This window comes from Deltaproteobacteria bacterium (assembly GCA_020845895.1).
Taxonomy (GTDB): domain Bacteria; phylum Lernaellota; class Lernaellaia; order JACKCT01; family JACKCT01; genus JADLEX01.
The window spans coordinates 1-21,650 of the sequence record JADLEX010000091.1; the positions used below are offsets into that span (position 1 = coordinate 1).

Here is a 21,650-nt window from a genome sequence, read left to right on the forward strand (position 1 = left end):
CCCTTGAGGCGTCGGAAACAACCCCAAGGGATACCTCCGGTTTCCCAAACGACCGGCTTCGCCGGTCGTCAACACACCGGACATCTACGAACGCTTATGAACAGGACTTCTACTAACGCTACGGACAGGCGGCGACACCCCCTACGATATTCGCCGCGAAGACGTCACGCTTTCGTCAGATTTTGTACTTCCCGAAATCCTCGGGATCCATGTTCTCGAGGATCTCGAGCCACTTCTCCCGATCCGCCGGATCGATCGACGCGGGGACGGGGCGTTCGTCGTCGTCGCCGGATTTTTCGAGCACCTTCGAGTGCGCGAAGATTTTCGCCCCGGCGCGCAGCGCGATCGCCATCGCATCGCTGGGCCGTGCATCGAGTTCGAATTCACGGTCGGGCGCGACCACGACGAGCCGGGCGAAGTAGGTGTTGTCGTGCAAATCGTTGATGACGACGCGATCGATCCGCGCGCCGAACGATTCGAGAATTTTCATCATCAGATCGTGCGAGAGAGGTCGGGCGACTTCGACGGACTCGAGTTTCAGGGCGATGGCCGTGGCCTCGAGCACGCCGATCCATATGGGCAGCACCATCTCGCCCGTGGCGACGTCCTTGAGGATCACGACCGGCATGTTCTGCGCCGGATCGATCCCGAGGCTCGCGATTTCCATCTCGATCAACATCTCTCCCCTACCCGCATCGCGCGTTCAGCCCGCCGACGCGGCGCCCGTTGTCTCGGCGCTGCCGCGCAGCGCGTTCGGCAATCCGATTTCGATGCGAACTTCCATCGTCTCGCCGATCCGGAATCCCTGATCGGGGAAATGAACGATCCGGTTGCATCCCGATCGTCCGAAAACGTCGGTTCCATTTCGCGAAGTTCCTTCGACAATCACGTCGAGAACTCGGCCTTCGAGCGCGCGGTTTCGGCGCAGGATGATCGGCTGCGCGACCTCCTGAAGTCGCGCGAGGCGCTCGGCCTTCTCACCCTCGGGCACGCGATCCTCCGCCGTCGCCGCCGGTGTATTCGGCCGCGTGGAGTACTTGAACGCGTACATTTGATCGAACTCCACCTCGCGGATGAGATCGAGCGTCGCCTCGAAATCCTCGCGCGTTTCCTCGGGATAACCCACGATCAGGTCGGTCGTGATCGACATGTCGGGACGCACTCGCCGCAGTTCGCGCACCTTTTCGATGTAGGTGTCGATCCTGTGTCCCCGCTTCATGTGCCGGAGCACCGCGTCCGATCCCGACTGCACCGGAAGGTGGACATGCGGGGCGAGTTTCGGTTCCTGGGCGAAACACCGGATCAGGTCGGGAGTCACGTAAGTCGGGTGGCTCGACGTGAACCGAAGTCTGGCGAGTCCCTCGATGGGCGTGATGGCCCGGATCAGTCGGTGAAAGACAGGTCGTTGCCCAGCGAAGCCGCGGCCGTAGCGGTTCACGATCTGGCCGAGCAGCGTTATGTCGCGAACGCCGGCGTCCACGAGCGTGCGCACCTCGGCGATGATGTCGTCCAACGGACGCGAAATCTCGCGCCCGCGCGTCTGGGGGACAATGCAAAATGCGCAGTGCTTGTCGCACCCGCGCATGATCGCCACGAAACCCGACGCCCGCGTCCCCTTCCAGGAGATTTCTCCGCTCTCCGCGCGGGGCGCGATGGCGTCGAAATCGACAAGCCCCTCGTAGTCCCATTCGACGTTGATGACGCGCCGGGCCGCCGCCTCGCGCACCATGTCGGGGAGTTTGTCGATGGCGTGCGTGCCGATGACGAGATCTAGTTCGGGCATGCGCTTCATGATCCGCGCGCCCGAAACCTGCGCGGTACAACCCGAGAGCGCGAGCAGCGTGCCCGGCCGGCGTTCCTTATGACGACGCAGCAGTCCGACCTCGCTAACGGCCTTGTGATCGGCTTTTTCGCGAACCGAACACGTGTTGATGACGATCAGGTCGGCATCGTCCGCGGCGGACGTGCGTTCCCACCCTTCCCGCTCCATCAGGCGGTACATGCGTTCGGAGTCGTAGTCGTTCATCTGACATCCGAACGTGCGTACGTGGATTTTTTTGGGCTTTCCTTCCACGAATCCCTCTGGCCGAGCCGAAATTCGGTTCGAACGGCGGGCGCATCATACGGAAGCCGCCCCCGCCGGAAAAGGGGCTTCAGTTCACGTCGTCTTCCGAAAAAACGATCGCCTGGAACGTCTGAATGCGGACCCCTCCTCGCCGCCATTCGTTTTTCGACATTCCGGCTTTCAGGCAGGTGGCGTCCAGAAATTCCTCGGCGGTCCAACCGTACCGATCGGCAACCTGCGGAAGCAGAAGGCCGCGATAGGTGCCCTTTTCGACGATCAGGCCGTCGCGCCCCGGCACGACATCACCGGGTCCGTACACGTCCCTCGGCGTCGTGAGCACGGAGATCTCGATGTGCAGATCCGCCAATTCTTCCTCGCGCACCGTGTCAAATCGCGGGTCCTCGGTGGCCGCCGCGATTGCCATCTCCCGCACGCACTCCCACAGCGAACCGGTCGGTTGCATTCGGCCGATGCATCCGCGCAGCTCGTCGTTCTTGTAAAACGTCACGAAAGCGGCACCTGGACGGCGGAGACGTTCGGGAATCGCATCAGGGATTTTCCCGTCGCCCTCGACTCGGGCGATGCGACGATTCAGCGTTTCGCGCGCGAGCACCAGCAGCGCTCCTGCGTCTTCCGGCATCAGTTCGTCGTGGGATTCGCGGGCGGAAACTTCGGGCGTCCATAGCGCGACCGATCCGTATCCCACCACGCGATCGCGCTCGCCCGAGGTATCGCCCGAGTTCATGTAGCAGAGCGTAGTCGCGTCCCGTCCGCCGCGACGCCGATATAGATGCAGCAGCGTAAGTACGGGGCCGACTCCGCACATCTCGTGGGCGCCGGATTCGCACTCCCGCTCGAGCCGCCGAAGATCCATCGCCTCGACCATCGCGAGTGTTTCGCGGTCCATGCGAGTCGCTTCGTCGTAACCGTGAAAATGGCTGAGGTCCGAACTGGCGACGAACAGCACCTTCGCATCGGCGAAGATTTCGTCCAGCGCGGCGGCGAGGTTCTCGACAACCTTGCCGGAGGTGGAGCGCATCGAAATCAGGACGGCGCGAAATGGCGGCAAAACGCGCTGGAGAAAGGGCAACTGGACCTCGATCGAGTGCTCGAACGAAAAGAGCGAAGGGTCGTCCGAGGCAAATGGCAGCGCGGCGATCAGACGCCGCGAGCGTTCACGGTCGATGGACACCTCGCCCAGCGGCGTGCGGTAGGCATGCACATCCAAAACGCTCAGCGTTCCGGAAACCCGGTGCGACAGGCCGATGACGACGACGACGTCGTAATGCTTTCCCGCGACCGCCTTGAACCCGTGCGCGGCGCAGGGTCCGGAATACATGTAGCCCGCGTGCGGACTGACGAGTCCGAAGACGTCGCCTTTCGGTCTCGGCACCTTCGCGTCACGAAGGTAGCGGTCGATTTCGGCGCCGAGTATTTCCGGTTTTTCGGTGTAGAATTGCCCCGCGACGACCGGCCCGAAGATCATGGTGCGCCTCCGATTCGGAGATCATACCACATTCGCCAATGGATCGCCGACTTGCAGGGCCGCGGCTACGCGGACGGCGGCATCAGGGAGTCGGGATTTTTTCGAGCGCGGATTTCGCCGCCGCAACGAGCGGCGCGGCTTCGGTCTTCCCGGCGTACTTCGCCGTTACGGCTTCGAGCGCGGCGCGCACCTCGGCGTCACCGATCGGGATCAGTCCCGCGCAAGCCGCCTGACGCAGTTCCGGTTTCGCGTACTCGTCCTTAAGAACGAGCAGGAGACGCTTGCGAACCTGCTTTTTCACCATCGGGTCGGTCGACTTTGCGGCGAGTTCCCCCAGCAACGCACACGCCCGGGCGCGAACGTGGTCCGGCGAGGCGTCAAGCGTCGCCAGCAAGGGATCGATCGCCGGCGGGCCGATCTGAAGAAGTACGCCGGCCGCCTCAGCCGAGACTTGGTGATCGAGATCCATCAACCCTCGGTCGATCAGGGGTTTCGCGACCTTGAAATCCGGCATTTGCGAAAGCGCGTGAATCGCCGCAAGTCGAACCGACCGGTGCCGGTCTTCCAGAAGCGACACAAGGTCGATCAGGGCCGCCTTGTCCTTGAGCAGGGCGAACGACTGTGCGGCCCGGGCACGGATCTCGGGATCTTCGTCCTTGGCGAGCCGCGAAACGGCGGCCAGTGCGTTCCCGCCTCCGATGCGTCCCAGAGCGTATCCCGCGTATTTTCGCACGGAGGCCTTCGAACTCGTCGAGGCATCGACGAGAGCGGGTACCGCCGCGTCGCCGATCTTCGTCAGGGCATGGGCCGCGGCGGTCGCTGCGTACTGGTCGGAACTCTTGAACTGATCGATGAGCGGATCGACCGCCTTCGCCGATTTGATCTCGCCGAGCGCCATGATCGCGCGGAGCGCCTCGGGCCCCGGTTTCTTCAATGCATCGATGAGGCAGTCTTCATCCGTCGCGGCGCACTCGGCAAACGACGGGCGCGCAAACGACAGCAATGCGAGGATCGCGAGGAATGCCGACCGAATCGCGCGGCGAGTCATGCGAATTTTTTCCCGGCGAGGATGTGCCAGTGGATGTGGAAGACTTTCTGACCGCCCCAGTCGTTGACGTTGTGCAGGACGCGAAACCCGGGCTGGGCAATGCCCCGGTCCGCGGCGATCTTCTGAATCACCGCGTGGAGCCGCGCGACGATGGGAAGATCGTCCGGCGACATATCCATCAACGTCTCGATGTGTCGATGCGGAATCACGAGAAGGTGAATCGGCGCCGACGGATTGATGTCATGGATGACCATGAATTCCCCGTCGTCGTACTCTTTCTTCGACGGCAATTCGCCCTTGACGATGCGGCAGAAAATGCAATCGGACATCGAGGTACCCCCGAAGAAGGTTCGCGAAACGGGGCGGTGTGCGCGAACGCCCGCAGAGTCCACTCCTCAAATGACGTTCGTCGTCACCACGCGACGTTGCTCGCCACATGCCGTCCACCGGCGGGCGCACCGTAGCAGAGGATTCGAAAATCAGAAATAGACGCGGGGTTCGGCTCGGAGTTCACCGAGGATGGTGTCCATGGTTTCGCGGTCGAGGTGCTCGAGGCGCTGGACCTCGCGCAATCGTCGGTTCGCCGTCCCTTCGACGTGGTCGCGGATCAAGGCTTCCTTGACGCGATTGCGCAGACGTTCACCGCCGACGTTTTTGCGCACCTGAATCTGACGCCAATACTGAATATAATGAAGGCGACAATATCCACGGGAGATGGCGGTTTCGCCGCATCCCTTGACCTGACAAACGCTGAATGTTTCCATTTCGTCCTCACCGCCCTGACCGCCACCAGTCTGCGTGACGCGGCGCGCAACGTCAAGCCGTTTTTTGGGGCCGTGACCGAGGACGAGACAGCACTCGGTCCGGCGAGGTTCCCGGATAACCTCGCCGGACCCGATTTTGTCAGTCTTTCAGTCGGAAACGAACATCGTCCGGGCCGGTCCACTGATGCGGAACGATGAGTTCCACCTCCTGTCCCATGGCCGGGAATTCGTCTCCGGAACGCTCCAAATAGCCAAAAATTGACCCCTGAACCCCCGGAAACCCCACCTGAACCACGATTTTCGGCTCTGAAAGTTCGTGGCCGCCCCGATCTTCGAATACGACGCTGAAGGACTCGATGTACCCCTCCCCCCCGTCGAGTTCGCAGGTTCGGTCTCCATGTTCGAGAGATTCCATCTCATATTCGTCGAACGTCGTGGGCGGCAGGAGCAGTTGCTGCTTGGCCTCCGACCAGGTGGCCAGGATTTTTCCCTGCAGGAGCGACTGCACGAACGCGCCACCGGCGATGCCCGTCGTGTATTTGTACGTCAGTGGGATCTTGCCTTCCTTCGCTCCGGCCGATTTCGCGTGGAATTCCACGGGCTTGACCGGTTTGGGGAACTGCGCCGCCTCGTCGTCGGCGCCGGCTGGGCGAAAATAGTCGATGTCGAGGATGTTGCCGATCCGCTGATCCGCCGGTTTCCAGACCGCGCGCACGCGCATCCCGATTTTCACATCCGCCGGGTCGACGTCACCGAGCCGATGGACGAGTCCCATATGCCGGCCCGCCGTGTCGATGGCGATGACGGCGAAGACGTTGATCTGACCGTCCGGCAGGGGCGACGAATCCCAATTGACGTGGGAGAGCGTGTAGGTCATGACCGTGCCGGTGTCCGGCAGGTCGAAATACCCTCCAGCGGGCGCGAGGTCGTAGATCTCGCTGAACGTCCGCGCCGGAATCATCATGCGATTGCCGCGCCGGTCATACGAGCCGCGAATCTTGCCGTTCTTCAGTCCGGCCAGGTAGTTGGTGATGCCCTCGCCGTTGTCCCACCAGTAGCTCAGGTCGGGAGCGTCGGCGACCGTCGTGACGCCATCGAGCGACTTGAGGCCGTGGCCGCCGAGATCGCCCGGTTCGATTCCGGTCCAGAGCGTGCGTTGGTTCGGCGTCGCTCCGTCGGAACCCATGACGACCACCGTGCCGACCTGCATCAGGTCGCCCCACGCCTGCGCCACACCCCGATGCGCCGCCTTCTTCACCTGACGTTTGCCGGCCTGTCCCGACAGTTGGAAGTACAGTTCGGCGATCTTCATCAGACCGGTGGCCGCGATCGGGTTGCCGACCCCCAACGCGCCGCCCGACGGGCAAACCGGATGCGAGCCGTCGCGCGTGAATCCGCCCGAGTCGAAGATTTCCCGCATGCGACGCCCGCTCTTGTCGAGCAGCAGGGCGTTCATGTGGTGGAGGGCCTTATAATCGAAGGGATCGTAAGGTTCGAAGATGTCGATATCGCGATACGGATCGACGATCCCCGCCATCTTGTAGGCGTCCATCGCCGCCATCGCGACGTAGTTGGGATACGCCAGATCGCGCGTGCACCAATATGCGGTATCGAGCCGGTAGCCCACGCCCTCGATCCACACCGGGGCCGCTTTTCGCGCGCGGGCGATGCGTTCCGTTGACATGACAATCGCGACCGCGGCATCCGAGGTCGGGCTGATGTCGAGGCGCTTCACCGGCCAGGACAGGAGCTTCGAGTTCATGACGTCGTCGACGGTCAGGTCCTCGGCCACCTGCGCGGCCGGGTGATCGAGCGCATTGCGCTTATTGTTGACGGAGATCGCGGCGATGTCGCGCTCGGTGTATCCGTAAGTGTGCATGAAGCGCGCCATTTCGAGCGCGAAGATATGGATCAGCGTCAGTTCGAGCGGCTGCTCGGTGACGCGATCGAAGATCGTGAGAAACGCGCCGGCCGGATGCGGATTGCACGGCGACATCTTCTCCTCGCACACCACGAGACAGGTGTCGAACTTGCCCGACGCGACGTGCATCCACCCGTGAATGGGGCTCATCACGCCCGTGCCGCCGCCGACGTAGTGGCGCAGATAGGGCTTATTCGTCCCGCCCGATCCGGCGATCAGATGCTCGCCCTTCATGTGAACGCCATCGAAGGCGTCCGGCGCGGTGCCGAGGCACACGGCGTCGATGTCGTCGATGGTCATGCCCGCGTCGTCGAGGGCCATCTGCACGGCCTGCGCGGTCAGTTCGCCCGGCGAGTCCTGCGCGCGACGCACGAAACGGGTCATGCCCGCACCGATCACTCCCACTTTGCGGCTCATGACATCCTCCTTTCGGCTTCGAGGATCGCCACGGCGCACGAATCCGTCGGAATTCCCCGCCATCCGTGGACAAGCGCGCGCTTGATCGGTACCTGACAGGCGCCGGCCTCGCCGCGTATTTGCGTCACGGCTTCATAGAGACGTGCTCCGCCGGTCGCCTCGAAGAGGTCCCCGCCGCCGAGCGCGCCGCCGTTCGGGTTGATGATGACGGAGTCGGACTCGGTGAGACCCAGCGCGAGTCCATGCATCAGTTCGCGATGCGCGTAGATGTCGGAGATGAAAAATGCATCGATCTCGCGGGCGGGATCGGCGATGCCGGCCTCGTTGTACGCGTGTTCCGCGGCGATCCGCGTTCCGATCGACTCCTCGTGATCGCGGCGCTCCAGAATCGAGTTGCCGGAGCCCCAGCCGGTGCCGGAGATGAATACGGGCTTGCGTGCGTACTCGCGGGCGGCGGCGTCGGTTCCCAGGACAACCACGACCGCGCCGTCGGCGTGACGGGCGATCATGCTCTCAGTGATCGGCGTCGCCACGGGCCGCGACTCGAGCACGTCGCGCGCTTCGAGAATCGCACCCCACGGGGCGATGGGATTCGGAACGGCGTTGGCGCGGTTCTTCACCACGACCTCGGCCACATCATCGACCTCGTAGCCGGTGGCGGCGAGGAAGCTGCGCATCTCGAGCCCGGCGAGCCAGTGCGGACTGACGCCGAACCGGTTCCAGATGGGGTCGAAGGCGAATCGCAGCAGTTCGTCCTTGGTAAGCAGGTTCGACGCCTTGCTATAGGACTGCACGACGACGATGTTGAACTGGCCGGTCTCGATCTGCATTGCCGCGGATCCAAGGCCGTGCAGGAAATCTCCCGGAATGGTGTAGACGGGCTTGCGCACGACGCCGAGTTGGTCGGGCACGTACTCGTCGGCGATCGAGTACCCGGAGATCAAGTCCTCTTCGACCGAGACCGCGCCGTCGATCAGGTCGAGCCCGATCCCCGCGTCCTCGTAGGCCATTCTGGCCGCCTTCGCGATCATCTCGCGGTACGACAACGCGGTCGAGGTCGCGGTAAACCCGCAGATCCCGACTCCCATGACCGCCACTCCCATGGACCTCTCCTTTCCACCCGCGCGAGAAACGTGCGCGAACGCACACGCACCCCGATGCGCGGGCCGAATCATGACGAAATTTGGAACGATCAGAGGCGAAAAAGGTTTCGCCGGGCACCCAAGTCGAAAATCAAACCGTCACGATCCCACCGGTATCGTAAAACGGTCACACATCCCAATTGCGCGGGCGCCGGGCGCCCGCAAAAAGCCTTCGGGTCGAGCCCGCCGGCGCGTCACGCCACCAGCATCGGCCGGATCTGCGTCTCGATGAATTGCACGACTTCGGAAATTCGCGTGCCGGGCCGAAAGAGCTCTTTGACGCCGATCGACTTGAGCTCCTTCACGTCCTCGTCGGGGATGATCCCTCCCCCGAACAGGACGACGTCCTCGAGACCCTCTTTCCTCATGAGCTCCAGAATCTGCGGAAACAGGTAGTTGTGCGCGCCCGAGAGAATCGACAACCCGATCGCGTCCACGTCTTCCTGGATCGCGGCGTTGATAATCATCCGCGGGGTCTGATGCAGGCCGGTGTAGATGACCTCGTAACCCGCGTCGCGCAGCGCGCGCGCGATCACCTTAGCGCCGCGGTCGTGCCCGTCCAAGCCGGGTTTGCCGATCAAAATTCGAATTTTCCGGTCCATCTGGGTCTCCCGTGACGAATCGGTTCGGAACCTCGCGGGCTCGATGGGAGCCATGTCGGCTCACATCACAGCCACGCGGGGTCCGAGTAGTCTCCGTAGATCTGCTTCATCGCACCGACGATTTCGCCGATCGAGCAGTACGCGCGCACGCATTCGAGCACGGCGGGAAACGCGTTTGCGCCCGCCGACAGATCACTTCGTAGCGCATCCAGGCTTCGTTCGCAACGCGCGGCGTCGCGCTCGCGGCGGACGCGGTCGAGCCGATCCACCTGCCGGCGTTCGTCCGCGTCGGTGATTTTGAGCAGGTCCGTCATCGGTGGCTCTTCCACCTCGTACTTGTTGACGCCGACCATTGCCTTGACCGACTCGTCCACCTGATGCTGGTACAGATACGCGGCGTTCGAAATTTCTTTTTGCGGAAATCCACGCTCGATCGCTCTGAGCATTCCGCCCATCTCGTCGATGCGGCGGATGTACTCCATCGCCTCATTTTCCATCCGCGTCGTGAGCGCTTCGACGAAGTAGCTGCCGCCGAGCGGATCGATCACGTTCGCGACGCCCGACTCCTCCGCGATGATCTGCTGCGTGCGCAGGGCGACGCGCACCGAGTTTTCGGTCGGCAGCGCGAGCGTTTCATCGAACGAATTGGTGTGCAGGCTCTGCGTGCCGCCAATGACGGCCCCGAGCGCCTGAATCGTCGTTCGTACGATGTTGTTGAGCGGCTGCTGCCCGGTGAGCGAACACCCGGCGGTCTGCGTGTGGAATCGCAGCATCAGCGACTCGGGCTTTTTCGCGCCGAAGCGCTCCTTCATGATCCGCGCCCACATGCGCCGGGCCGCGCGGTACTTGGCGATTTCCTCGAAGAAGTCGTTGTGCGCGTTGAAGAAATACGCGAGCCGGGGCGCGAAGTCGTCCACGTCGAGGCCGCGATCCTTCGCCGCCTGCACGTAGGCGATGCCGTCGCCGATCGTGAACGCCAGTTCCTGCACGGCGGTGCTGCCGGCCTCGCGGATGTGGTAGCCGGAGATGGAAATCGTGTTCCATTTCGGCACGTGCTTCGTGCAGTACTCGATGATGTCGATGACGAGTTTGAGCGACGGCTCGGGCGCGAAGATCCAGGTCTTTTGCGCGATGAATTCCTTGAGCATGTCGTTCTGGACGGTGCCGCGCAGCCGGTCGGGCGAAACGCCCTGTTTTTCGGCGACCGCGATGTACATCGCGAGCAGGATGATCGCCGGGGGATTGATGGTCATCGACGTCGACACGCGGTCGAGGGGGATGCCGTCGAAGAGCGTTTCCATGTCGGCGAGCGTGTCGATCGCGACGCCGCAACGGCCGACCTCGCCACGCGAGCGCTCGTCATCCGAGTCGCGCCCATAGAGCGTCGGGAAATCGAAGGCGACCGAAAGACCGGTACTTCCCTGGGAGAGCAGATAGTGGAAGCGTTTGTTCGTGTCCTCGCTCGTGCCGAAGCCCGAGAACATGCGCATGGTCCACGGACGGCCGCGGTACATGGTCGGGTGAACGCCGCGCGTATAGGGGTATTCCCCCGGCAGGCCCAAGTCGCGGTCGGGATCGAACTGGGCGAGGTCGTCCGGCGTGTAGAGGGGATCGACCTCGAGATCGGAGACGGTCGTGAATCGCTCGTCCCGCTTTTTCGCGAGATCGTAAACGCTTCGAATCCAATCGCTTTTCGACCGCGTCATTTGACCGGCCCTCGACCCTTGTAAGTGTAATACATCTTTTCGATGTTGAATGTGACCGCCCCGATGAAGCGGTCGTAATTGCCCTTGACGCGCCCGCGTCCGTCGTCGAGCGCGTTGTCGGAGCCCACCACAGCCGGAATCTCGGCGTCTTCCAGGAAGATGTGCTGGTACGTCCAGTCCACTTCGACGCCGAACCATTTCGCCGAGAATCCGCCGCCGAACGCATTGCGGTCTGTTTCGATGCTGCCCGCGCCGAGCGTTTCCGGCGGCGCGGCGCCTTCCTCGAACATGTAACCCGCGCGGACGCTCCAATGCTCGTCGAGATTCCACGACGATCCGATGCGGTAGCTCCACGTGTCGTGCCACAGCAGCGGAAGGAAGAAATCCTCGATCAGCGTCTCTTCCTTGAAATCGACGTCGAATCCCTTCATCAGGCTCCAGGGTGTGTAGGTCGCGCCGACTTCGACGTCGAAGAGCGTGTCGTGGATGTAACGCGCGCCGAAACGCCACTGCTCCGGGTAATCGATGAAGACCTTGATGTCGTCCTTGAACGTGCCGAAGCCGAGGATGGCCGCGTAGAACTCGGGCAGGTCGGCCTTGATGTATCCCTCAACGAAGAGGTTGGGGAATCGCGGGATGTAGGAGCCGCCGAACTCGAACCACGGCGCGGGTTTCACGATCACGCCCGTGTTCCAGGACGGCACGAAATCGCGCGTCACGTAGAACTGCGCCTTGACGTCGTACTTGTGGACGCGGTCCTTGAGCACGGAGAAGCCGTAGTAGTTTTCGAGCTTGAACGAGGTCGCGCCGATCCCCACGCCGACGGCCAGCCAGTCGTAAGGCTGCCACCCCGCCGCGACGATGTGGTTGACCTGGACCGCATTGTTGTCGAGCGAGTTGTAGCGTGCCTCGCTGTCGTCCGGGTAGCGCACGGTGACGCCGTAGGGTCCGTACGCGCCGTACGCGATCGAGAGCTTTCGATTCATGTGGAAGTCGGACCCGACGAAGAGGCTCGGGATGTAGTCGGCGGGATTCCGGTTGTACGACGAAGAGAGATAGGGCTCGCGGCGGTAATAGGTGTGCAGGATGTCGAAGTCCACCTGCATCATGGCGTTCGTGCCGCGTAGGCGATAGAGCGCCGCCGGGTTCATATAGACCGCGGTCAGCGTGTCTTCGCCGACGAAGTTCGCGCCGCCCTTCCCCGCCGCGCGCGCGCCGATTTCGCCGGTGAAGAATCCGCTGGCGCTCGACGGGGTGACGGTTCCAAATAGGATCAGGATCAGCGCGGCCGCGCAAATGCTCACACGAATCGGGTCGGATGATCGCGCTCGCATGGGTCGGGACGATGCTCCGTCCGTCAGGGCGGGAGAATGGCGGAAAGCGCCCACGGCTCCCGAAAATGTCCAGTTCCCCATCTATCCGAATAACAAACGACGGACGGTTATTACCGCCTCGTTCGGGGGATGTCAATTTTGCGCGATCCCGTTTGGGTCATTCGATCGCTCGGGCATTTACCGCACGCGACCTTTCGGGTAGCCTGCGCCGCCATGAGTTTTCTCGACGACCAAAAACGCGCGCGAAAAGGCGCAAAATGGCTGGTTCGGCTCCTCAACCAGGAGGGCCGCTTCGACGCCAACCTCGACGAGTACGCCAAAAACGACGGCATCATCGACGACGATTTCCTGCGCCAACTGGACGATACACGTCCGCTGCTCGCGCGCCTCGACAACCCCGCTCTTCCGGGCGAACTCGAGTCGCTTCCGGTCGCGTTTCAGGAAGCACTGCTCGAATATCTCGTGCAGAAGGCGCGGTTCGAGGTGTTGCGCGGCATCGCGGAGAATTCGAAGTCGAAGTCGCTCGCCAAGTCCGCCAAGCAGCTTCTGCACACGGCCAAGGCCGCGGGCGCGTACATCCCGGCGAAAAAGGCCGGAAGCTGGAAGATCGCCGCGGGTGAGGACGAATCGCTCGAGCCGACCTGCATGACGAGTCCGCACGACCACAACGGCGACCGGCTGGTCGTCGCCGGCAAGGAACATCCGTCGGGCGTGCGTTTTCTGCACGTGCTCGAAAACGACCGCGTCGGCATCGTCGAGCAGAATTCGGGCGTCGTGCCCCGATCCGCCTATCGGAAGATGCTGCGCGATCTGCGCGAAACAGCGCCCGATGCGTATCGCGACATCGCGCTCAGGGATGCTCTGTGGCTGATCGACCGGGCCGTGCGTCGGCACGAGCGTGACCAGAGCGCCCTGCCGGCGGGCGCGCTCACGGCGCGGTCCCAGTTCGCCGAGCGCGACGGGGCTGCCGCACCGCACCCGTTCCTCGCCAAGGTGCGCCCCGTGGAACTCGAACATCAGGAAAACCGGGCCGGTCGTTCGGCGGACCTGTTCGAGCACCCGATCGCCGCCGCGTGGTCGATCGATTCGCTGAGTTTTCGCCGCTTCCAACACCGAATTTCGGAACACGCGAAATCGCGCGAGGATCTGTTGATGCCCGGCGTTCGCGAGCAGGTCCGCGCGCTGATCGACGAGACCATCGCGGACTATTTCGACGAACGTACACGGCAGGGCTTCGCCGATCGGCTGATGGATCTCGCGTGGTTCGCGGTTGATGAGAACCGCGATCTGTCGCTCCTCGCATACGGCACCGCGAAGGCGATTTCCGATCCGGCGCGCGCGCCGCTGTCGATTCCGTTCTGCCGGGCGCTGCTGGCAAGATTCGTTCCCGGGCAGAACGACGCACCGCCCCCCGCCGAAACGCCGCTGATCGTCACGCCGTGACGGCGTTCGAGCTTCGTTGACGCTGTCAATTCGCGCGTGATACGAAGCCGCCACTCCCATGCGCCGGTAGCTCAGCCGGATAGAGCAACGGACTTCTAATCCGTAGGTCGCGCGTTCGAATCGCGCCCGGCGCGTCGCACCAGATCCGAACGAATACGTCAGCCGCGCGGTTGGCCGATCGCCACGCCGATCCGTTCGCGCCCGAAAAACCAACCATCGCGGGCGTTGAAATAGATGCGCGTTTCGCCTTCGTGTTCGACGAGGCACATTGCGTAGACGAGGGCGCGCTTCCACCCCCGCGGTTCGGGGGCGAGGATCGGCTCCGGATGGCACTCGGTCCACGCGAGCCCGTCGTTCGATTCGAGCAGGCGGATCTCCGATCGGTTCTTCCCCTGCCCGTCGATATAGATTCCGTTGTTGAGCGCGAACCACGGTTCGCCGCGCTTGGTCGGCGCGATCACCTTGATGCTGCCCGCGCCGTGGTTGCGCCAGGGGACATCGGCCGATGGCACAATCAGCGGCTCCGGTGACTTTTCGTAGGGCCCTTCCAGATTCCCGCTCTCGGCGTACCCGATGTATCGCGGCTCGATGAATCCGCAGTTTTTCAGCCAGACCCAGGACGCCGAGAAATAGAGACGCCACAGGTGGCGATGACGGACGACGCACGGGTTGGAGTTGGTGAACATCCCGCGACCTTCCCAGCCCCATGCGGGCGTCAGGACGTTGTACTCCTCTCCCCACGTCACCAGATCGCGGGATCGGCGCAGGCAGATGTGGCTGCGCAGCGGGCTCTTGTAGCGCTCGTAGAACATCACGAAGCCGTCCTCGGCCACGATGAAGGGCCGAAGACCGCGAAAAATCACCCCGCCCGTTTTGCGCCAGTCGATGCCGTCCTCGGACAGGTAGTGATGGATCCCCGCGAGACTGTGCGCGAACAGGTGCCACTTCTTGTCCGGTGCATCGCGCGGCGTGACGATGGCCGGGTCGGCGATGATGTGTTGCCAGCCGAACTCGCGCGCGGGCGGCTCGATCAGCGGACTTTTCGGATGATCGACGAAACGCAGGGTACGCAGGTCCACGTCACACCCCATCCAACGATTCGACCAGAGGTCGGTTCTCGGCCTTTGCGTACCGCTTCTTCTCCCGCCGCTCATGATCGCCGGTCCCGCCGCGACCCGCCAGCGAGATGACCCAACCGGCGACGAAGTGCGCGAACATCATCAGGACAATCGCGACGTGCGTGGCAAATGAAACGGTCACGGCCCGCGCGGTCGGCACACCGAGCGCGACGAAACCAAGCGTCCACGCGGCCTCCATGGTGCCGAATCCCGCAAGTCCCTGAATCGGAATCGACGACAGGAGCGACATCATCGCCGTCACCGCGCAGACCTCGATGAACCCCAGGCGAATGTCCCATGCCGGCAGAATGAGGGCGATGATCGCGAACCGGATGACCCACGTCACCCCCGACAGCACGAGAAAAACCGTGAGCTCGGCGGTCGTGTAGCGAACCAGTGCGCTCCCGAAGCGTTCGAACGCATCGAGCGCCCGACGGGCGGCGGTGCCGTCGCCGCGATTCGCGATGCGTGGTGCAAGTGCACGCATCGTCCACGTCAGAACCGGGGCAGCGAAGTAGTAGAGGACGACGCCCGCTGCGAGCATAGCGCCCGTGGCGATCGAGAGGCGCGCCGCCAGCAGCGAAGGTGAACGCACATGGAGACCGACGAGACTGGCCAGCCCGAGAAACAGAAGCGAAACCATGTCGGAAGCGAGACCGACATAGAGTACCGCCGTCGATTGCGCGGCGGGGATGTCGAACCGGCGCTTGAAAAGATAGATAAGCGACAGTTCGCCCACGCGAAACGGCACCATGTTTTTCAGGAACGAATACACCGCGAGGACGGAATACATCGCCGCCCACGGACGCCGATCATCGCCGAGCGCGAGATTGTACTTCCACACCCGCGCCGCGAACATCGCCGACAGCGCGGCCGCGCCGAGCGCCAGCCGTCCCCACGGCATTTCCAGCAACGCCTGATGGAAGTCGCCCGGCGAAGCCATTTGAAAGAGCAGCGCGCAGAGCCCGACCGTGACGATCAGCGCGAACGCCCCTTGCCACAGCCGCGCTCGATTCGTGGTTGGGCGGGTGTGACTCAAATCTCTCACGCACCGCGCAGGTATTCGACCGCGTTACGGAAGATCGCGACGCCCTGCCCTTCCTCGGGCATCGGCTCGCGTGTCCAACGCGGGTGGTTGGTGCGGTGCAGGAATGCCTCGGGATGCGGCATCATGCCGAAGACGCGGCCGGTTTCGTCGCACAACGCGGCGATGGCGTCGGGGCTGCCGTTCGGATTCGCGGGATAGGACTGCGTCGCGCGGCCGTCCGCATCGGCATAACGTAGCGGCGCGAGCCGCCGCGACCGGATCTGGGACTCCACCTCCGCGCTCGCCGCGACGAACCGGCCCTCGCCGTGACGCACCGGCACTTCGAGCGAGGCGATGCCTCGCGTGAACACGCACGGCGAATCGGAATCCGCGACGAGCCGAACCCAGCGATCCTCGAATCGGCCGCTTTCGTTGTTCGTCAGCGTCGAGGTCTGTACGAAATAATCGCCGCCGAGCGCGGGGACGAGGCCGAGCTTGATGAGAAGCTGAAACCCGTTGCACACGCCGATCACGCACTTGCCCGCGTCGATGAACGTGCGCAGTTGATCGGAGAGAAACTCATCCGTCCCGGCGACGCGGGCGTAACGCCAACGCACCGCGCCGGCCTTCGCGCTGCCCAGATCGTCGCCGTCCATAAACCCGCCGGGCAGGTTGAGGAGTTGAAATCCGTCGAGGCGGAGCTCCCCCGCGAGCAGCGCGTAAATCGTCGTGACGACGACCTCGTCCGCCCCGGCGAGGCGATTCGCGTGCGCCATTTCCATTTCGCAATTCACGCCGTTTCCGGTGACGACGAGTGAGCGGACTTTCGTCATCGTTTACCCCTAGAACCGAAGCGTGGCTTGCCACGCCGTACGCAGGTCGTCCGTGGCCGCATCGCAAAGCGCGCGTCCATTCCATACCATGCGAAGCCGCCTGGCTGCGGTCACCTCGCCCACATGCGCATACACATGCCCCACGAGCGCGTTCTCGAATTTCCCGGAGTCCTCGGGACGTATCGTGACGACAAATCGACCCGCGCTTTCCGAAAACAACTGCGCGTCGAGCGGCATCGCCGCCTCGATCGGAATCGCGTCGAGATTCAGTTCGAGCCCCAGGTCGCCGGCAAGCGCGACCTCGGCCAGCGTCACCGCGAGCCCGCCGTCGGAACAGTCGTGCGCGCTGCGCACGAGCCCGGCTCGAATCGCCGCGTGCAGCGAACGATAAAGAGCGATGTTCTCCGCGAGACACACGCGCGGTGCGCGGTTGCCGACAAAGCCCCGCTGCGCGAGATATTCCGACGCGCCCGTTTCGTCGCGCGTCGTTCCAAGCACGTAGACGAGATCGCCCGCGGCCTTGGCGTCCATGGTCACGGCCTGACGCGCGTCGTGCACCTTCGCGAGCACCGTGAACAGCAGCGTCGGCGGGATCGAGATCTTCCGGTCCCCGTCCTTGTAATCGTTTTTCATCGAGTCTTTGCCGCTGACGCACGGCAGGCCATACGTCACGGTCGCCTCGTACAGGGCTTCGTTCGCGCGGACGAGCTGAGCGAGCTTGTATTCGCCATCGGGCGTCACGGCGCTCTTCACCGGATCGCACCAGCAGAAGTTGTCGAGGCCGGCCATTTCGTCGGGATCGCCGCCGACCGCGACGGCGTTGCGCACCGCCTCGTCGATCGCGTTTTGCGCCATGTGCCAGGTGTCGATGTCCGAGTAACGCGGACAGATGCCGTGCGAAACGGCGACAGCCTCGTGGCGATCGAGCAGCGGACGCCAGACGGCGGCGTCGGACGGCCCGTCGTGGCGCGCGCCGACGAGCGGTTTGACCACGGAGCCCGCCTGCACCTCGTGGTCGTATTGGCGAACGACGTATTCCTTGGAGCAGATATTGAGCCGCGCGAGCAGTGCCTTGAGTGTCTCGGCGACATTCAGGTCATCCAGCGGCGCGGGCTCCTCATGGCGCGGCGACGTCCAGACGGCGTCGAGCTGCATGCGCGGAACGCCGTCATGCAGGAATTCCATGGCGAGCGACGCGACGGTCGCGTCCTCGTAACGCACGTCGAACCGACCCGTATCCGTGAACCGTCCCACGACGGTCGCTTCCACTTCCATCGTCTCTGCGAGCGCTCGGAACGCCGGCCAATCCGAGGGCGGGATAGCGAGCGACATGCGCTCCTGCGATTCGGACAGCAGAATCATCCACGGCGCGAGACCGGCGTATTTCAAAGGAGCCTTTTCAAGATCGATCTCGCAACCGCCGCACGTGCGCGCCATTTCGCCAAGGCTGCTGGCGAGGCCGCCCGCGCCGTTGTCCGTGATGAATCGGTAGTAGCCCCGGTCGCGGGCTACCAGTAGAAAATCCGTCATGCGCTTTTGCGTGATCGGGTCGCCGATCTGCACCGCCGTCGCCGGGCTGCCCTCGTGCAACTCCTCGCTCGAAAACGTCGCCCCGTGGATGCCGTCCGCGCCGATGCGCCCACCGACCATCACGGCCAGGTCGCCCGGCTCGATCGACTTCTCGTGCGCGGGCTTGCCATGCAGCATCGCGGGAAGGACGCCGCCCGTCCCGCAAAAGACGAGCGGTTTCCCGACGAACCGGTCGTCGAACACGATGGAGCCGTTGATCGTCGGGATGCCGCTTTTGTTTCCGCCGTGCTCGACACCCTCGCGCACGCCCTCGAGCACGCGTTTGGGATGCAACAGGCGCGGCGGCAGGGGGCCATCCCAGAACGGCGTGGCGAAGCAAAAGACGTCCGTGTTGAACGAAAGCTTCGCGCCCATGCCGGTGCCGAAGGGATCGCGGTTGACGCCCACAATTCCGGTCAGCGCCCCGCCGTAAGGATCGAGCGCCGAGGGAGAGTTGTGCGTCTCGACTTTGATGACGAGCGACCAGTCGTCGGTGAAACCAATGACGCCCGCGTTGTCGGTGAAGACCGAGCGGCAGATGTCGCGATCACCCTTTTCGGCCCGGATGCGCGCGGTCGACGCCTGGATGAACGTCTTGAACAGGCTGGAAATCCGACGCGAGCCGCTCTCGTCACGGTAGTCGATATCCGCCGCGAAGATCTTGTGTTTGCAGTGCTCGGACCACGTCTGCGCGAGCAATTCCAGTTCGACGTCGGTCGGCCGGTCGGGCGGAAGACCCATCGCCCGCCGCGCGTCGCGTACGGACGCGTCGCGATAGTGGTCGCGAATCACACGCATCTCGTCGAGGCCGAGCGCGAGGGTCCGTTCGCGGCTCATGCGCACGAGATCGTCGTCGGAGATCTCCAGATCGATCGTCTCGACCGGAGGAACTACGTGGTCGGCCACCTTCGGCACGAATGGCGCGCGACCGCGCGCGAGGTCGAACTTCGCGCGCGGAACGACGACGGCGCGTTGGATCAGGTTGTTGGCCAGCACATCACCCGCGATGCGTTCCGCGTCCGCGGGAGTCAGCGATCCTCGCAGCAGAAACTGCGTCGACGTATAGACTCCCTCCCCCTTGGCGAAGGGCTTACCGAGGCGCACCTGCGCTGCCTCGCGAGCAGTGCGACCAATGTTGTCGGTCACGCCGGGGCGAAACCCGACCTCGATCAGCCAGTCGAATTCCCAGCGTGACGCGGCCGGCGAATTGACGAAACCCGCCTGGACGATGGGATCGCAATAGGTGTCGGCGGCGAGCATGGCAAGTTCGGACGCGTCGAGATCGGCGTCGATCGTGAAGACGAAAACAGTGGTCGCCGCGCGAACGTCGAGCCCCAGGTCTTCGCGGATGCGCCTCGCGGTCTTGGCGCCGACGGGATCGCGATCGGGATCGAGGGGAATGATTTCGATGCGATGAGCCATGCGCAGCTCCGTTCGGAATTCGTGCGGCGCCGACCGGGTCGGCGGGGCGCCGAAATTAGCAAATTCGATGGTCAGTCGCCAGACGTGGAAACGGGCGGCAAATCGCGGGATTTCGCGTCAATCGCGGATTTCCGGCGCCGTCGGATGCGCGCCCAGACTTCGGCGGCCTGCTTCCGGTCGATCGCGGCCACGGTCACGGCGTAAGCCGCCATGCCGCCGCCAATCGCCAGAGCGAGGCCGACGCCCTTGGCCGCCGTGAAACCGGACGTCGTGAAGTCGAACAGCCCGGCGATCCGGCTGACGCAAAATCCCATCACCGCCGAACCGAGGCCCGCCGTGAACAGGGCTTTGGCGAGCTTTCGCCCGCCGATGAGGCCGAGTCGCCGGCGCAGGATGACCGTCAGCACGATGGCGTTGAAACACGCGGCGAGGGTGCCCGCGAGCGCGAGCCCCCCGTGACGCAGCGGCCCCGTGGGATTGACGTGGTGCGTGTACCAGGAAATCCAACCCACGGCATCGGAATTCGTGGGTCCCATCATGGTCAGCCCGGCGACGAGGTTGACGGTGAGCGCGCCGGTGGCGACGAGCGCGGGTGTGAGCGAATCCTTGAGGGCGTAGAACGTGGGCACCAGAACGCGGAGCATGCCGAATCCCAGCAGCCCGAATGCGTAGAAACGAAGTGCGTGGGCGGTCTGGAGCATGGAATTCAGGTCGTAGTGCCCGCGCTGATAAAGCACGTTGCAGATCGGTTCGGCGAGCACGTAGAGCCCGACCGACGCCGGGAGGTTGACGAAAATGATCATGCGCATCGCGTAGTTGGTGGTGTCCACGAGCTGCGCGCGTTCGTTGCGCGCCGCGAGCGCCGCGAGACTCGGTAGGAGCGCCGTGCCCACGGAGATGGCGAAGACCCCTTGCGGGAGTTCCATGAGGCGGTCGGCGTAATAGAGGTAGCTGACCGCGCCGGGGTCGAGCAACGATGCGAAAATCTGATTGACGAAGACGTCGAGCGTCGAAACGGACAGGCCGATCATGCCCGGCAGCATCATCAGGCCGATGCGCGCGAGTTCGGGGTCGCGAAAGTGAAAATTCACGCGCGGGATGTGCGAAATCCGCCGCAGCGATGGCAGTTGCAGGACGAGTTGCGCCACGCCACCGACGATGACGCCGACGGCGACCGACGTGACCGGCCACTCGAAGTACGCGGCGAGTGCGATGGTGCACCCGATCATGCCCAGATTCAGGAACACCGGCGCGAACGCGGGCGAGAAAAAGTGTTTGTGCGCGTTGAGCACGCCCATGAAGAGCGCAACGAGGCAAATCAAGAGCGCGTAGGGCAGCATCACCCGCGTCAGGTGGATCGTGATCGCGTCCTTGGCCGGGATCTCGCCGAAACCCGGCGCGATGAACGAGACGATGGCGGGTGCGAAGAGGATGCCGAGCGTGACGAGGCCGATCAGGATGATGGTCAGGAGGGTGCACGCCTCGTCGAAGAGCCGCCGGGCGCGCTCGGGCCCCTGCTCCTCGCGGACCTTGGCGTAGATGGGGATGAAGCTGATGGTGAGCGAGCCCTCGCCGAACAGGCGGCGTAGGACGTTGGGGATGCGGAACGCGGCGAAGAAGGCGTCGGCGTAAATACCCGTGCCGAAATAGGCGGCAATGATCGCCTCGCGCACGAAACCGAGCACGCGGCTGACCATCGTCGCGCCCGCGACCACCGCGGTGGCCCGCAGAACGGTTCGCTTCTCGCTCATGC

Annotated in this window: 17 protein-coding genes and 1 tRNA gene; 3 read left to right on the forward strand and 15 right to left on the reverse strand. The window is 63.8% G+C overall.

Annotation, left to right across the window (positions count from 1 at the left end; all coding sequences use genetic code 11):
* Nucleotides 1-175: 175 nt before the first annotated feature.
* The 5 genes from IT350_11885 to IT350_11905 all read right to left on the reverse strand — a co-directional run bounded on the left by IT350_11885 (nucleotide 176) and on the right by IT350_11905 (nucleotide 4,928).
* A complete protein-coding gene (locus IT350_11885; GenBank protein ID MCC6158743.1) occupies nucleotides 176-676 on the reverse strand; it encodes a bifunctional nuclease family protein in 501 nt (166 codons plus the stop codon).
* Between the two features lie 27 nt (nucleotides 677-703).
* Complete coding sequence (gene miaB / locus IT350_11890) at nucleotides 704-2,026, reverse strand: tRNA (N6-isopentenyl adenosine(37)-C2)-methylthiotransferase MiaB (protein MCC6158744.1); 1,323 nt, start codon at nucleotides 2,024-2,026, stop codon at nucleotides 704-706.
* A gap of 127 nt (nucleotides 2,027-2,153) precedes the next feature.
* Nucleotides 2,154-3,551, reverse strand: a complete 1,398-nt coding sequence (amrB, locus tag IT350_11895) for an AmmeMemoRadiSam system protein B (protein ID MCC6158745.1) — start codon at nucleotides 3,549-3,551, stop codon at nucleotides 2,154-2,156.
* 82 nt (nucleotides 3,552-3,633) lie between these two features.
* A complete protein-coding gene (locus IT350_11900) occupies nucleotides 3,634-4,599 on the reverse strand; it encodes a HEAT repeat domain-containing protein (protein MCC6158746.1) in 966 nt (321 codons plus the stop codon).
* Nucleotides 4,596-4,928 (reverse strand): histidine triad nucleotide-binding protein, encoded by a 333-nt coding sequence (locus tag IT350_11905; GenBank protein MCC6158747.1) that lies wholly within the window; start codon nucleotides 4,926-4,928, stop codon nucleotides 4,596-4,598. Before IT350_11905 ends, IT350_11900 begins: the two co-directional genes overlap by 4 nt.
* 216 nt (nucleotides 4,929-5,144) lie before the next feature.
* Between IT350_11905 and IT350_11910 the strand changes: the two genes are divergently transcribed.
* The gene (locus tag IT350_11910) at nucleotides 5,145-5,561 is read left to right on the forward strand and encodes a hypothetical protein (protein MCC6158748.1); all 417 of its coding nucleotides are present in this window, start codon (nucleotides 5,145-5,147) and stop codon (nucleotides 5,559-5,561) included.
* Here IT350_11910 and IT350_11915 read toward each other — a convergent pair.
* The 5 genes from IT350_11915 to IT350_11935 form a co-directional block, all read right to left on the reverse strand.
* The gene (locus IT350_11915; protein MCC6158749.1) at nucleotides 5,503-7,764 is read right to left on the reverse strand and encodes a thiolase domain-containing protein; all 2,262 of its coding nucleotides are present in this window, start codon (nucleotides 7,762-7,764) and stop codon (nucleotides 5,503-5,505) included. The two genes, IT350_11910 and IT350_11915, sit on opposite strands and share 59 nt — an antisense overlap.
* Nucleotides 7,698-8,804: an acetyl-CoA acetyltransferase gene (locus tag IT350_11920; protein ID MCC6158750.1), complete on the reverse strand. Its 1,107-nt coding sequence runs from the start codon at nucleotides 8,802-8,804 to the stop codon at nucleotides 7,698-7,700. The genes IT350_11915 and IT350_11920 overlap by 67 nt, the downstream gene beginning before the upstream one ends.
* Nucleotides 8,805-9,037: 233 nt before the next feature.
* Nucleotides 9,038-9,445, reverse strand: coding sequence for a cobalamin B12-binding domain-containing protein (locus IT350_11925; protein ID MCC6158751.1), 408 nt, complete (start codon nucleotides 9,443-9,445; stop codon nucleotides 9,038-9,040).
* Nucleotides 9,446-9,510: 65 nt separating this feature from the next.
* Entirely contained in the window at nucleotides 9,511-11,151 is a 1,641-nt protein-coding gene (locus tag IT350_11930; protein ID MCC6158752.1) for a methylmalonyl-CoA mutase family protein, read from the reverse strand.
* Entirely contained in the window at nucleotides 11,148-12,455 is a 1,308-nt protein-coding gene (locus tag IT350_11935; protein MCC6158753.1) for an outer membrane protein transport protein, read from the reverse strand. Before IT350_11935 ends, IT350_11930 begins: the two co-directional genes overlap by 4 nt.
* Nucleotides 12,456-12,698: 243 nt before the next feature.
* Between IT350_11935 and IT350_11940 the strand changes: the two genes are divergently transcribed.
* Nucleotides 12,699-13,928, forward strand: a complete 1,230-nt coding sequence (locus IT350_11940) for a hypothetical protein (GenBank protein ID MCC6158754.1) — start codon at nucleotides 12,699-12,701, stop codon at nucleotides 13,926-13,928.
* A gap of 60 nt (nucleotides 13,929-13,988) precedes the next feature.
* A tRNA-Arg gene (locus tag IT350_11945) sits at nucleotides 13,989-14,062 on the forward strand.
* Nucleotides 14,063-14,086: 24 nt separating this feature from the next.
* Here IT350_11945 and IT350_11950 read toward each other — a convergent pair.
* The 5 genes from IT350_11950 to murJ form a co-directional block, all read right to left on the reverse strand.
* A complete protein-coding gene (locus tag IT350_11950) occupies nucleotides 14,087-15,007 on the reverse strand; it encodes a hypothetical protein (protein ID MCC6158755.1) in 921 nt (306 codons plus the stop codon).
* A 1-nt stretch (nucleotide 15,008) separates the two neighbouring features.
* Nucleotides 15,009-16,085 (reverse strand): flippase-like domain-containing protein, encoded by a 1,077-nt coding sequence (locus IT350_11955; GenBank protein MCC6158756.1) that lies wholly within the window; start codon nucleotides 16,083-16,085, stop codon nucleotides 15,009-15,011.
* Nucleotides 16,086-16,090: 5 nt separating this feature from the next.
* Nucleotides 16,091-16,906, reverse strand: coding sequence for a phosphoribosylformylglycinamidine synthase subunit PurQ (locus tag IT350_11960; protein ID MCC6158757.1), 816 nt, complete (start codon nucleotides 16,904-16,906; stop codon nucleotides 16,091-16,093).
* A gap of 9 nt (nucleotides 16,907-16,915) precedes the next feature.
* Complete coding sequence (locus IT350_11965; GenBank protein MCC6158758.1) at nucleotides 16,916-19,897, reverse strand: phosphoribosylformylglycinamidine synthase; 2,982 nt, start codon at nucleotides 19,895-19,897, stop codon at nucleotides 16,916-16,918.
* A 71-nt stretch (nucleotides 19,898-19,968) separates the two neighbouring features.
* Complete coding sequence (gene murJ, locus IT350_11970) at nucleotides 19,969-21,648, reverse strand: murein biosynthesis integral membrane protein MurJ (GenBank protein ID MCC6158759.1); 1,680 nt, start codon at nucleotides 21,646-21,648, stop codon at nucleotides 19,969-19,971.
* Nucleotides 21,649-21,650 lie beyond the last annotated feature (2 nt).

What these genes read in the sequence shown, in the direction of transcription:
- IT350_11900 (MCC6158746.1), bottom strand. Translation starts at nt 4,599, where the DNA reads ATGACTCGCCGCGCGATTCGGTCGGCATTCCTCGCGATCCTCGCATTG.
- IT350_11940 (MCC6158754.1), top strand. Translation starts at nt 12,699, where the DNA reads ATGAGTTTTCTCGACGACCAAAAACGCGCGCGAAAAGGCGCAAAATGG.
- IT350_11920 (MCC6158750.1), bottom strand. Translation starts at nt 8,804, where the DNA reads ATGGGAGTGGCGGTCATGGGAGTCGGGATCTGCGGGTTTACCGCGACC.
- IT350_11925 (MCC6158751.1), bottom strand. Translation starts at nt 9,445, where the DNA reads ATGGACCGGAAAATTCGAATTTTGATCGGCAAACCCGGCTTGGACGGG.
- IT350_11905 (MCC6158747.1), bottom strand. Translation starts at nt 4,928, where the DNA reads ATGTCCGATTGCATTTTCTGCCGCATCGTCAAGGGCGAATTGCCGTCG.
- amrB (MCC6158745.1), bottom strand. Translation starts at nt 3,551, where the DNA reads ATGATCTTCGGGCCGGTCGTCGCGGGGCAATTCTACACCGAAAAACCG.
- miaB (MCC6158744.1), bottom strand. Translation starts at nt 2,026, where the DNA reads ATGAACGACTACGACTCCGAACGCATGTACCGCCTGATGGAGCGGGAA.
- IT350_11960 (MCC6158757.1), bottom strand. Translation starts at nt 16,906, where the DNA reads ATGACGAAAGTCCGCTCACTCGTCGTCACCGGAAACGGCGTGAATTGC.
- IT350_11930 (MCC6158752.1), bottom strand. Translation starts at nt 11,151, where the DNA reads ATGACGCGGTCGAAAAGCGATTGGATTCGAAGCGTTTACGATCTCGCG.
- IT350_11915 (MCC6158749.1), bottom strand. Translation starts at nt 7,764, where the DNA reads ATGGCGGGGAATTCCGACGGATTCGTGCGCCGTGGCGATCCTCGAAGC.
- murJ (MCC6158759.1), bottom strand. Translation starts at nt 21,648, where the DNA reads ATGAGCGAGAAGCGAACCGTTCTGCGGGCCACCGCGGTGGTCGCGGGC.
- IT350_11965 (MCC6158758.1), bottom strand. Translation starts at nt 19,897, where the DNA reads ATGGCTCATCGCATCGAAATCATTCCCCTCGATCCCGATCGCGATCCC.